The following is a 13,058-nucleotide window of genomic DNA, read 5'->3' as shown; positions in this document are numbered from 1 at the left end:
ACAGGAGCCACAAGGCTCCTATTTTCTATTCAATCGTCTTCAGTAATAGTTTTTTCAGCAATGGTTTAATCTTCAATCGTAAATCTTCAGCATGATTTGCAACTAAGAAGTGATGGTTATAAATGTTTTTCATCAATTGATAAGTTGCTTCTTTCGCTTCGCCTTCTTCGATGAAGATACCGATTACTTCCATACCACTTTTACGCGCGAGTTTAACAGCTTCATGCGTATCTAAAATTCCGTCTTGTTGATAGTCTAGCGCAGAAGGCTCACCGTCTGTGAAGACTAGTAAGAATTTATGTTTCTCAGGTCTTTTGGCAAGTTTTTCAGAAACGATACGAATAATATATCCGTCGCGATTATCTTCTTCTTCACGAAGTTGCATAATTTCTGGACCAACGTTTGGTAACGTTGAGTTTTTATAATTTACAACTTCATGGATAACGTTCGGCTTATCTTCAGGTTTAGCGCTAGAGGCATCTTCCCAAAATCCGCTAATAGCGTGCGGGATTTTTAAAGACTTTAAAGCTTCATGGAATAGTACAACACTCTTCTTCGTTTCTTCCATTTTGTTATACATAGAACCAGAACAGTCAACTAATAGTTGGAATGCAACATCGAGTTCTTGTGACTCTTGTCCTTTTTTATAAAACATACGCGGTTGTTTTTCGGTATAAATACGAAGGAATTTCTTACGAAGTCTTCCGTAATATTTATCACTATTCGCATTCGTTTTATTTTCAATTGTTTTTTCGATAATTTTCTTTAATTCTTTTACATCTTTATTGACGACTGATTTGATAGCTTGGTAATCTTTTTTCTCATCTGAGTTTGGTTTGCGAGCTTCTTTAAATGTATGAGAAGCACCTACATTATACTTACCGTATGCACCGTCGTGCTGGCTAGAAGCGTGTGAAGCCCTTGCTTCTTCTGTATCAGCGCCATCAAAGTTGGATTGTGTACTTTTTTGTGAAGTACCTTGTACAGAACCAAGTGCTTGGTCGCCATCTTCTGATTCACGGGCAGTATCACCCATCATATTAGTTTTTGTTCCGCTTTCTAATTCAAAGCGTAAAAAGTTCTCGTTTTCGTTATTTTTATTTTCACGATGCCATGTGGAGAAACTTTCATCCATTTTGTTTTTATTTTCATCGTCATCTATAAGCTGCGTATCATCATTTGCTAAATCTTCGACGCGACAGTTCTTTTCGTCTGCAAGGACAGATAAGTAAAGTGGAGCATGTCCGAAATAGTTGTTAAGCATATCACTTTCAAGAAGTGCCTCTAAGCGATAGCGAATTTTCTCAACGATATACATAATATCTTCTGTATTACGTGCTTGGAATGTTTCATGTAAAATCGCTTCAATTTGCTCAAAATATTCATTATTAAACATTTCATATTTATCACTCGTTAATGAAAGATAGCATAGGCAAAATAGACGATCGCCGTGATAATTACGAACGCGGTTTATTTCATTTTGAGAGCCGAAATAGTTGCGGTACATTTCTTTTCGACGTTTAAAAACATGCTTCGTGCCAGGACGTAAGTTCTTTACGATTTCCTCAACGCGTAAATCTTCTAATAGAACAAATAATTGTGTTAAAAACTTTTTTAGGGGCGATTCTTGCAATTCAATCGCATAAGAACGAATTAAAGTCATGTCCGAGTAATGTTTATTACCAAGTGCTTTTAAGAACACTTCGCTTTTTAATCCGATTACTGTATCTTCTTCTTTTCGATCATCCCAAAAGTGACTAATGACAACTTTCTTTTCAATTTCGTCGTAGTATGCTTTATAGCCATATTCAAGATAGGCATCGTCTTCTTTTAGAAGGGCATACATTAAGTTTTCCATTTGTAGAAACAGCGACGCATCAATTTTTTTGTCACTAAAAATTTGTCTCATAAATTATCCCTCAAAGAAATAACTTTCTGCTAATTCACGGACAGTCATTTGTTCTGTTTCATCATTAAGTTTTGCAATTATGCTTCGTTCAATCGCTCGCATAACAGGAATATATACACCTAAATCACATGCGTCGATAATGCCACGAATACTTGCTGCTTCTTCACTTACACGTCCATCGCGAGCTAAAGGCATAAGGTCGCTTGCAAAGGCAACAAACTTTTCAATTGTTGCAACATCATTTAATTTTGATTCTGCTAATAATAGTTCTTTTAATGTGTCACCTTGAATGTAAGGAACTTCAATAATAACGAAACGGTTTTTTAACGCTTCATTTAGTTCACTTGTTCCAACGTAACCTTCGTTAATCGCAGCAATTACACGGTATTCGTCATCACCGTATACGACCTCTTGTGTAAATGGGTTTGTGATCATTTTACGGTAATCTAATGCGCCGTGAAGTAGCGGTAAAGTTTCAGGTTTTGCCATATTGATTTCGTCAATATATAGGAAGTGACCGTTCTTCATTGCTTTCATAAGAGGACCGTTAACGAATGAAACTTCAGATGCACCATCTTTCGTTTGTAGTGTGTTGTATCCTAAAATACCCTCTACATCTAAGTCGACAGAGCAGTTAATGCTATGCATTGGTTTTTGGAATAAAGAAGAAAGAGTTTCCGCTAGTACTGTTTTACCACTACCAGTCGGTCCTTTTAATAGAATGTTCTTGCCAAGAAGAAGTGCTGTAATTGCATCTTCAATAATGCTATTATCAGACGCTTTATATATTTTCGTTCCGATTAAATGTGCATTTTCACCAGCTTCTTGCTTATTCTTTTCATGAATCGTAGAAAGCTGTTGTTTTAAATCAGCATGTATATGAAATTGTTCTAACATGTATTTCCCACCTAACATTATTTTCATAAAGTAATACATCTTATGATAACTTGTTTTAATATGGTATGCAAAGAAAAGGAAGGAGGATAAAGGGAAAAGAAAAAGCAATCAAGATGAAGTTGATTGCCTACAGTAAAGGAGAAATGAGCCTCATGAAAGACTCCAATATGCGTTTTTTTATACTTCTTTTTTGGAAAGAGTTCCATTTAATTTCAGTCGAATGTTTAAAATCTTCTTCAAAATCACGTTTAATATCGTGAACTGTTTTTGATTCATAAAGTACGCTAATAATTTCGTAATTCAATTCAAAGCTACGTACATCCATGTTCGCTGTTCCAATAGTTGCAATTGTATCATCAACGAGTACAATTTTTGCATGCATAAAACCATCTTTATAACTGTAAATAGAAGCACCAGCTTTTAAAAGCGGAGTGAAATAGGATTGAGATGCTTGATCACTAATGATGCTATCACTTTTACCTGGATATAAAATCCGTACATCTATTCCGGCAATTGCACTTAAGCGTAATAATGTTAAAGTTTCTTGATCTGGAATAAAGTAGGGTGTAGCAATCCAAATGGATTTTTTTGCAGAGCCCATAACAGCTAATAATGTATTACGAATACTTTTATCATCGGAGCTTGGTCCGCTTGCTACGATTTGAACAGCACCTTCTGCATTTGAAATCTCTTTACCTGGGAAGTATTGTCTATTCATGAATTGATCCCAGGAATAAGTATTTAAACCACTAGAGGCATAGAGCCAGTCTTCTAGAAAGATTGCTTGTAATTTATATAATGCTTTTCCTTCTATTTTTAAATGACTATCACGCCAAACAGGAAATTTCTTTGAACGGCCAAGATATTCATCACCGACATTGAGTCCTCCGGTAAAACCAATTTCGCCATCTACAATAACAATTTTTCGATGGTTACGATAATTGACAGTTTCAAGTAACCAAGCTGAAAAAATAGGGTCAAATTCTACAATTTCAATCCCAGCTTCTTTCATAGGTTGTAAAAATCGTCTTCTTAACGTATTACTTCCAAGGCCATCATAAAGGAATCGTACAATAACACCATCTTTTGCTTTTTGTATTAAAGCATCTCGAACTTTTGTACCAATTTCATCAGATTTATAAATGTAGTATTGAATATGTATATGATGTTTTGCTTGCTCTATAGCTCGCAAAATTTCTGAAAATGTTTGATCTCCGTTTGTTAAAAGTTTTGTAGTTGTTCTATCTGCGGCAGGACCGCCTCCAAATTTTTGTATGACTTCTGTTAAATGTATGGAACGTTCATTTAGTGGGACTGTGAGTAATAACTCTAGTCTTCTTCCTTCTAATATTTCACGGAATAATTTTCTTTGTTCTTCTGAACGATGGAGATGTTTTTTTCTTCTCCAGCGGCTGCGTCCGAAAATAGCGTATAAAAGCACACCTATAATAGGAAGAAGTGCTAATACTAAAAACCATGCTAATGTACTTTGTGGAGATCTATTTTCTATAAAAATAACGAATGAAATTCCTACGATTGTGATGGACCATAGAGCACCGACAAATGTATATAACGAGATATAAGATGTATTTAATAGGAACAGAACGATAGATACAATTGTAAATATTAATAGTAATTGAACGATAGGCTTCTTCATTTCTATATAATTCCCCTAATCTTTTTTCAATATAGACTTCTTAAATAGAAGATGTAATATGACATCTTTATTATAAGGTGTTTTGCTTTTTTTACAAAATATAGACATTTCACCTATACTTTCCGCATTTGTCCTACATACAGTGTACTATCCCATTTTTTATCCCACTCTTAACGCATATGAAAATGAAAAAATCGAAAAGGAGCGGAGAAACATGAATTATATAGAAAATAATGGATTGTATTATCGAAATCATCATGGAGGACACAATCATGGTGGGCACAATCATAACGGTGGACATCATCACCATGGAGGACACAATCACTATGATCACCATCATCATCACGGAGGCGGATGGGGCTGGGGTGGTGGTAGTTCATGGGGAGGCGGATTTTTCCCTGGAAGCTTTGCAGGAGGAGTGTTAGGCGGACTGACAGCTGGTGCATTAACAGGTGCAACAAGTGGAGGGTATTATCCCGCTCCATATCCAGTAGCTTATCCATCACCATACCCTGTAACGTATCCAATGCCATACCCAAGTTATCAGCAAATACCATATTCGTATTAAACTAAAAAAGAGGCTATCCTCTTTTTTAGTTTAATACGGTATTTATTTATAAAATACTTCCAAAATTAAGGTGAAAATATGTTAATATTTTGTTATTGTAATTCAAAAACATATACATTGATGTAGAGTTTTATATTATTATTCGTGAATAGTTATGTAGTATGCTCTAATTTCTATTTCGTTATTAAAAACAAAGAGATCAGATATGAGTGGTATTAGTTGGAAACAAGGCTTGCATAGAGACACTTAAAGGGATTGCAGTATAATAAGGCGCGAAATAATTAGGGAGATGAGAAGCTACTATTTATAATTAGAACGGTATAATATTGCTTTTTATTACAAATAATATTATGTTATTTTAATCGGTCTATTCAAAAAGATAATTTATGTAATGGGCTAGTATTAGAAAATGAAATATCTCTATTTCTATGAAGAGAAACAGGTTGTGTTTTAGTCAGATAGAAGCAAGGAGAGATGCGCATGCTAGAACAGAGAGGTCATGCATTATATGACTCTTCATTGCGAGATTTAAAGTTAGCATTAGATGAGTCTTCAATTGTTGCAATTACAGATCGAAAAGGTCTTATTACATATGTAAATGATAAATTTTGTGAAATCTCTAAATACAAAAGAAAAGAATTAATTGGAAAAGATCACCGTATTTTAAATTCAGGACATCATCCAAAAACCTTTTTTCAAGACTTATGGAAACGTATTTTGAATGGGAAAGTATGGACAGGTGAGATTCGGAATCGAGCAAAAGATGGTACATATTATTGGGTCAAAACAACAATTGTTCCATTTTTAAATGAAAAAGGAGAGCCATACCAGTTTATCGCAATTCGAAATGATATTAGTAGTAGAAAAGAAGCGGAACATAGATTACGGCTAAGTGAAAGTCGTTATAGGGAACTTGCCTATCATGATGCTTTAACGAGTTTGCCTAACCGTTTACAATTAATAACGACCGTTAACGAATTGATTGCAGATAAAAAAGAATTTGGTATGATTTACTTTGATTTGGACCGTTTTAAATTAGTAAATGATACATTAGGTCATATGATAGGGGATTTACTTTTAAGCGAAGTTGCTTCAAGGTTGCATTATGTACTAGGAGAGAAAGATGTTCTGGCTAGGCTAGGTGGCGACGAATTTGTGCTGTTAACAAAAAATCATAGACAAGATGATATGAGTCAGTTAGCGACATCTGTGTTGTCATGTTTTCAGGCACCATTTATGCTGGAAGGCCATGAAGTATACATTTCAGCTAGTCTAGGACTTTGTTCTTATCCACAAGACGGACAAGATGTGGAAACTTTATTGAAAAACTCTGACTTAGCTATGTATAGTGCAAAAGAACAGGGGAGAAACGCTGCGTGTTTCTTTACAGATGAGCTACGTGCGAAAATAAATCGTAGAATGAAAGTTGAGTTTGCTTTGCAAAAGGCAATTCGTGATGAAGAGTTAGATGTAGCATTGCAGCCTATTATTGATTTGAAAACGAAGAGATATTCTGGTATAGAAGCTCTAGTACGTTGTATGACAGAAGACGGACCTATTTCACCAAGCGAATTTATCCCTGTAGCTGAAGAGTCTGGACTTATTATAAAACTAGGAGACTGGGTATTAGAAAAATCATGTCGCTTGTTTAAAACATTGCCGAATTATCAAGAAGGACTAAAGTTATCTGTGAATTTATCTATACAACAATTAATGCAGAAACGTTTTATTTTATCAGTACGTAGCATTTTAAAGAGAACTGGCTTTCCTCCGAACCGTTTAATATTAGAAATAACGGAAAGCATTGCAGTCCGTCATTTTGATTATATTATTGCTACATTACAAGAATTAAGAAATATGGGTGTTTTAATTGCTTTGGATGATTTCGGGACTGGCTATTCTTCCTTATATTATTTAAAACAACTACCACTGGATATTGTAAAAATTGATCGTAATTTTATTCGTGAATTTCATTATGATCACGCACAACCAGAACGAACGATTGTAAAATCCGTTATTGAAATTGCTCATAGTTTAAATTTAGCAGTAGTTGCTGAAGGAGTAGAAACAGTAGAGCAAGAGAGTTTGTTACAATCAATGAGCTGTGATTATGTACAGGGATTTTATTATGCGAAACCTTTATCTGTAGGAGAGCTAAAAGAAAAGTTAATTACAGATTTTTAATAAAAAAGAGAAGCCAGCAGCTTCTCTTTATTTAATCCGTTTTTTGTGAGTCTTTCATTAGTACTGGATAAAGAATAAGACCTAATACGAACAATCCAATTCCTAAGAAGAATGTTTTTAAATCAGCAGTTCCCGTTTTGATAACCCAAATGGAGTATATCAACGCTAATGTCGTAATGATTCCATCTTTTACTCGAGATCCTGGCAGTATATCATACGTTTCTCCTGTAATAACTAATTTTAATTGGTACAAGGTAGAAACAAGGTATGGAATTAAATAGGCTAATGTTGCTACGACGATAGCGAAACTATACGCTTCTGAAACAGTACCAGAAATCGTTGAAAATAAGAAAATTTGCGTCATTACATTTGTAATCAATAGTGATTTTGAAGGACTACCTTTTTTATTTGTTTTCCCGAAAAACTTAGGGAAAAGTCCATTTTTTGCTGCCTGGTAAGGTACTTCTGAACTAACAACAATCCAGCCAACTGTAGATCCAAATAAAGATATAAGAGCGAGTAAAGCCATTATATATGCACCTTTATTTCCAATTGCTAAATTTAATGCGTCTACTAATGGTTTTTGAGACTCTTTTAAAGCATCTTGCGGAAGAGCTCCCATTGTAAGTAAAGTAATTGACATGTAAATAAGAAGAGCGATAATTAATCCGAAAATCGTAGCTTTTTTTACATCGCGCTGTGATTTTGCACGATTAGAAAGCATAACTGCTGATTCAATACCGATAAATGCCCAGAGTGTTGCAATAGCAGCTGAATTGATTTGTCCACCTAATGAGATTGATTGTCCTGCTTCATTCATAAAGGTTTGACCGTCTCCGAAATTAGAGGCGTTGAAAATGAATAATGTAATTACAATAAACATTGTAAATCCGATAATTTTTGCAATGGTAGCAAGTAGATTCATGTTTCCAGCTCGATCAATATTTTGAGAAAGAATATATTGAATTCCCCACAGCATAAGGCTACATACGAGGAAAGTTAATCCTTTTCCGAGTTCCAGTGAAAATCCATTTATTGAAAAAAGAATTTGCTTACTTTGTAAAACTGGAAAGAATGTTGATAAATATCCAGCAAAGGAAATAATAACAGATGCTGTTGCAGCCCAGTTAGCAGCCCAATATCCCCATGCCATACTATATCCTGCAACTTTACCAGCTTTTTTTGAAGGAAACATCGCTTGAGCATAGCTTTGTGGTCCAGCTTTTAATTCTGGTTTCCGAATCGCTAAATTTCCAAATACAAGTGCAATCATAAATACGCCAAGGCCTGTAATACTCCATGCGAGTGTAGAACCCATTGGCCCTGATACTTGTGCTAAATTTGCTGGAAGCATAAATACGCCACCGCCAACCATATTCCCGATAACAAATGCTGTTAAAACCCATAATCCCCATTTTTTCGTTTCCATTTTTGTTAACTCCTTTGTAGTAAGTTTTGCTTAAACATCATTTTTTACTAGCTTTTTGACAATAAAAAAAGAGCCATGTAGATAAAAAAATACCTACATGGCTCTTTCGCCAAAGCGTAGGTACAACGGGAATAACCCTTGTACCTACGCGTAATTTTTCCGCTAGGTTTCAAGGGTTACGTATGATGATGATGTTTTTGTGCAAATGTAACTACAGTTGTTGTATAAGTAAGCATAGTTCTTTGCTCCCTTTCTCCTCTGATTTTGAAGTTAGTATACTACATGTTTTTTTGAATGAAAAGAAAAATATAAAAATTTTTATAAAAATACGTTTTAAAGATTAAATATTTACCTATATTTTTCTTGTACTGGAAAATAAGTGAGAGATTGGCAGAAGAGTGAAGCATGTTATAATACATATAGAATTAGAAGGTGACAAGGGGCTATTGTAGATGATGAGTAAGTATGAACAAATTTATACAGAAATCAGTAAATCTATTGATAATAAACAATTAAAAGAGGGATGCAAAATCCCATCAGAAACAGAATTAATGAAGCAGTATGAGGCAAGCCGAGGCACGGTAAGAAAAGCTGTAGATTTACTGCAAGAGCGTGGATATGTGCAAAAAATTCATGGGAAAGGTGTTTTTGTTTTAAAGCGAAAAAATATTGAATTTAATTTTGGCGGTATTGTAAGTTTCCAAGAAGAAAATGAACGTTTAGGACGTCATTGTATTACGGAAGTTGTGGAAATGGACAAAGAAAAAGCCACAAAAGACATTGCGAAATTATTAAATGTAAAAGAAAAAACAGAGATTGACCATATTAAACGTGTACGAAATATTGATGGAGAAAAAGTAATTTTAGATATAAATCATTTTGTATCTGAGTTTATTCCAGGATTAACGAAAGAAATTGCAACTGCATCGATTTATAAATACATCGAGAAAGAGCTTGGGCTACATATTAGTTATTCGCAGAGGGTAATAGAAGTACAGCCATGTACAGAGGATGACAGAAAGTATTTAGATTTAAATGGAACAGACTATGTTGTCGTTGTGAAAAACTTTACACATTTGTATGATGGAAGTCAGTTTGAATATACAGAATCACGCCACCGTTTAGATATTTTTCACTTTTCGGATGTGGCACGCAGGAAGTAAAGAGGTGGAACAAAATATTGTTTCATCTCTTTTTTTTATAAAAAAAACACAAACTCGTATATACGAGTGTTGACTAACTTATATATACGAGTTAATATGTAATTGTAAACGGTATCAAAAAAAGAAAAGAGGGACGGGAATATGGGGAAAGACTATCGTAAAACAGCAGAGGAAGTGTTGCAGTATATTGGTGGGAAAGACAATATTGAACAAGCTGCACATTGTGTGACGAGGCTCCGTATCGCTTTAAAAGATGAAAGTAAAATAGATAATGATAAATTACAGTCTGTTTCATTAGTGAAAGGAGCGTTTCATAACGCTGGTATATTTCAAGTTGTAATTGGTCCAGGGGATGTAGATCGTGTTTACGCTGAATTGATAACGCTTGCAGGTATGAAAGAATCGACTGTAGCGGACGTAAAAGACTCTGGAAATCAGAAGTTAAATCCAGCTCAAAAGTTTGTGAAAATATTTTCGGATGTATTTATGCCGATATTACCAGCGATCGTAACAGCTGGTTTACTAATGGGTATTAACAATCTATTAGGCGCAAAGGACTTATTTTTTGATGGGAAAAATTTATTAGATGTTTATCCGAACTTAGGCGGGCTTTGGGATTTAATTAATATGATGGCCAATACAGCATTCGTATTCTTACCAGCACTTGTCGGTTGGTCAGCAACGAAGCGTTTTGGTGGTAGTCCAATACTAGGGATTGTTATGGGATTAATGCTTGTGCACCCGGCCTTATTAAACGCTTGGGACTATGGAAAAGCAGCGACTGGTTTAGAGGGTCAAAAGATTGAGTACTTCAATATTTTAGGACTATTCCAAATTGAGAAGGTAGGATATCAAGGACAAATTTTACCTGTTTTAGTAGCAGCATTTGTATTAAGTAAAGTGGAAATTTTCTTAAAGAAACATGTACCAAATGCAATTCAATTATTAGTTGTACCAATTACAACAATCGTTGTGACAGGTGTGTTAGCACTAGGAATTATCGGTCCGGTTACACGTCATATTGGAGATTTATTAACAGTAGGATTAGTAGGTGTATATGAAACAGTACCAGTAGTTGGAGCAGTATTATTTGGAGCGTTATATGCACCGCTTGTAATTACAGGTATGCATCATATGTTTATTGCAATTGATTTACAATTGATTGCACAACATGGCGGGACATTTATTTGGCCGATGATCGCTCTTTCTAACATTGCGCAAGGTAGTGCGGCACTTGCGATGTTCTGGATTTCTAAAAATCAAAATGATAAAAGTATGGCATCAACATCAGCCATTTCAGCATACTTCGGTATTACAGAACCAGCGATGTTTGGGGTGAATTTACGAAATAAGTTCCCGTTCTATGCAGCGATTATAGGGTCTGCTGTGGCAGCGATATTCATTACATTAAATGGTGTATTAGCGCCTGCTATCGGAATTGGCGGATTGCCAGCATTTATTTCTATCATTCCGAAATCGATTCCAATGTTTATTGTAGGAATGATTATTGCAGTTGTAATCCCGTTTACTTTAACATGGTTATTTGCAAAAAGAGTCAAACAGAAGTAGGAGGAAGTTAAACATGAAGGATTGGCATAAAAGTGTAGTCTATCAAATTTATCCGAAGAGCTTTAATAGTTATTACAATAGAGAAACCGGGGATATAAAAGGTGTTACAGAGAAACTAGATTATTTAAAAGAACTCGGAGTGGATTATATATGGTTAACACCGATATACCAATCACCACAAAATGATAATGGATATGATGTAAGTGATTACTACATCATTGATCCATCTTACGGAACGATGGAAGAGTTTGAAGAACTTTTAGCAGAAGCGAAAGTACGTAACATTGAGATTATGCTTGATATTGTTGTAAATCATAGTTCGACTGAACATAAGTGGTTTAAAGAAGCGAAGGAAGATAAAAATAGTCCATATCGTAATTACTATATTTGGCGTGATGAAAAAAATAATTGGCAGTCTAAGTTTGGTGGATCTGCTTGGAAATATGATGAGAAGACGGAGCAATATTATTTACATTTATTTGATGAAACACAAGCTGATTTAAATTGGGAAAATGAAAAACTTCGTGAAGAAGTATATGATATGATGCGTTTTTGGCTGGATAAAGGAGTAACAGGATTCCGACTAGATGTCATTAACTTAATTTCAAAAGACCAATGTTTCTTAAACGATGAAGGTAGTACTGCGACAAGTGATGGACGCAAGTATTATACAGATGGTCCGCGTGTTCATGAATATTTACAAGAGATGAACCGAAATGTTTTTGCAGGAAAAGATGTCATTACAGTTGGAGAAATGTCATCTACGACAATTGATAATTGTATTAAATATTCTAATCCTGAGCGTAATGAATTAAGCATGACGTTTAGTTTCCATCATTTAAAAGTAGACTATCCAAATGGTGATAAGTGGACGAAAGCAGAGTTTGATTTTATTAAATTAAAAGAGATTATGTCTAGCTGGCAAATTGAAATGCAAAAGGGCGGAGGATGGAATGCGTTATTTTGGTGTAATCATGATCAGCCTCGCATCGTGTCACGCTTTGGTGATGATGGAAAGTACCGAAACGAATCTGCAAAAATGTTAGCGACAGCCATGCACATGCTGCAAGGAACGCCTTATATTTATCAAGGGGAAGAAATCGGTATGACGAATCCTAAATTTGAGTCCATCGAGCAATATCGTGATGTGGAATCGTTAAATATATACGATATAAAGCTAAAAGAAGGGCTATCAAAAGAAGAGATTATCGGGATTTTAAAGCAAAAATCTCGTGACAACTCTCGCACTCCGATGCAGTGGAATGAAGAGATGAACAGTGGTTTTACAACAAGTACACCTTGGATTTCAGCGGCTGAAAACTTTAAAGAAATAAACGTAGAGAAGGCATTAGAAGATAAAGAGTCCGTATTTTATCATTATAAAAAGTTAATAGAACTTAGAAAAACATATGATGTAATTACAGAAGGAGAATATGCTATTTTGGATAAAAATGACCCTAAAATTTGGGCATATACTCGTACTACAGAAAGTGAAGTACTACTTGTTATAAATAACTTCTATGGAGAAGAAATAACGTACTCTGTACCAGCGCACGTTCAATTAGATGGAATGAAACAAGAAGTACTACTGTCGAATTATAAAGATGCCAGCAAGGATATTGCAAAACTTAACTTAAGACCATATGAATCAATTGTGTATCGATATACGAAATAAAAAGGTT

The 13,058-nt window shown here is 34.9% G+C and carries 9 protein-coding genes; 5 read left to right on the top strand and 4 right to left on the bottom strand.

Going from position 1 to position 13,058, the window contains the following annotated elements:
• Positions 1–25 precede the first annotated feature (25 nt).
• The 3 genes from M1D66_RS24080 to M1D66_RS24070 all read right to left on the bottom strand — a co-directional run bounded on the left by M1D66_RS24080 (position 26) and on the right by M1D66_RS24070 (position 4,463).
• On the bottom strand, positions 26–1,909 hold the full coding sequence (locus M1D66_RS24080; protein WP_001248851.1) for a vWA domain-containing protein: 1,884 nt from the start codon (positions 1,907–1,909) through the stop codon (positions 26–28).
• A 3-nt stretch (positions 1,910–1,912) separates the two neighbouring features.
• A complete protein-coding gene (locus tag M1D66_RS24075) occupies positions 1,913–2,806 on the bottom strand; it encodes an ATP-binding protein (RefSeq protein WP_000892973.1) in 894 nt (297 codons plus the stop codon).
• A 127-nt stretch (positions 2,807–2,933) separates the two neighbouring features.
• Complete coding sequence (locus M1D66_RS24070) at positions 2,934–4,463, bottom strand: cardiolipin synthase (protein ID WP_000743034.1); 1,530 nt, start codon at positions 4,461–4,463, stop codon at positions 2,934–2,936.
• Between the two features lie 214 nt (positions 4,464–4,677).
• On the opposite strand from M1D66_RS24070, the gene M1D66_RS24065 reads away from it, so the two are divergent.
• Both M1D66_RS24065 and M1D66_RS24060 read left to right on the top strand, forming a co-directional pair.
• Positions 4,678–5,031 (top strand): hypothetical protein, encoded by a 354-nt coding sequence (locus M1D66_RS24065; RefSeq protein ID WP_001106380.1) that lies wholly within the window; start codon positions 4,678–4,680, stop codon positions 5,029–5,031.
• A gap of 480 nt (positions 5,032–5,511) precedes the next feature.
• A complete protein-coding gene (locus tag M1D66_RS24060; RefSeq protein WP_000893354.1) occupies positions 5,512–7,215 on the top strand; it encodes a putative bifunctional diguanylate cyclase/phosphodiesterase in 1,704 nt (567 codons plus the stop codon).
• Between the two features lie 31 nt (positions 7,216–7,246).
• Here M1D66_RS24060 and M1D66_RS24055 read toward each other — a convergent pair whose 3' ends face one another.
• Positions 7,247–8,644 carry an amino acid permease gene (locus M1D66_RS24055; RefSeq protein WP_000448447.1) on the bottom strand — a complete coding sequence of 466 codons (1,398 nt, stop codon included), beginning with the start codon at positions 8,642–8,644 and terminating at the stop codon, positions 7,247–7,249.
• 452 nt (positions 8,645–9,096) lie between these two features.
• Here M1D66_RS24055 and treR point away from each other — a divergent pair, with 452 nt between their 5' ends.
• The 3 genes from treR (at position 9,097) to treC (ending at position 13,051) form a co-directional block, all read left to right on the top strand.
• On the top strand, positions 9,097–9,807 hold the full coding sequence (treR, locus tag M1D66_RS24050) for a trehalose operon repressor (RefSeq protein WP_000987240.1): 711 nt from the start codon (positions 9,097–9,099) through the stop codon (positions 9,805–9,807).
• Between the two features lie 141 nt (positions 9,808–9,948).
• The gene (treP, locus tag M1D66_RS24045) at positions 9,949–11,376 is read left to right on the top strand and encodes a PTS system trehalose-specific EIIBC component (RefSeq protein ID WP_000513942.1); all 1,428 of its coding nucleotides are present in this window, start codon (positions 9,949–9,951) and stop codon (positions 11,374–11,376) included.
• 13 nt (positions 11,377–11,389) lie between these two features.
• Positions 11,390–13,051, top strand: a complete 1,662-nt coding sequence (gene treC / locus M1D66_RS24040; protein ID WP_242554873.1) for an alpha,alpha-phosphotrehalase — start codon at positions 11,390–11,392, stop codon at positions 13,049–13,051.
• Positions 13,052–13,058 lie beyond the last annotated feature (7 nt).

The sequence above is a fragment of the Bacillus sp. PK6-16 genome (genome assembly GCF_056530295.1).
Note: the sequence above shows the minus strand (reverse complement) of the source record. Positions and strands in the feature narration are given on the sequence as shown.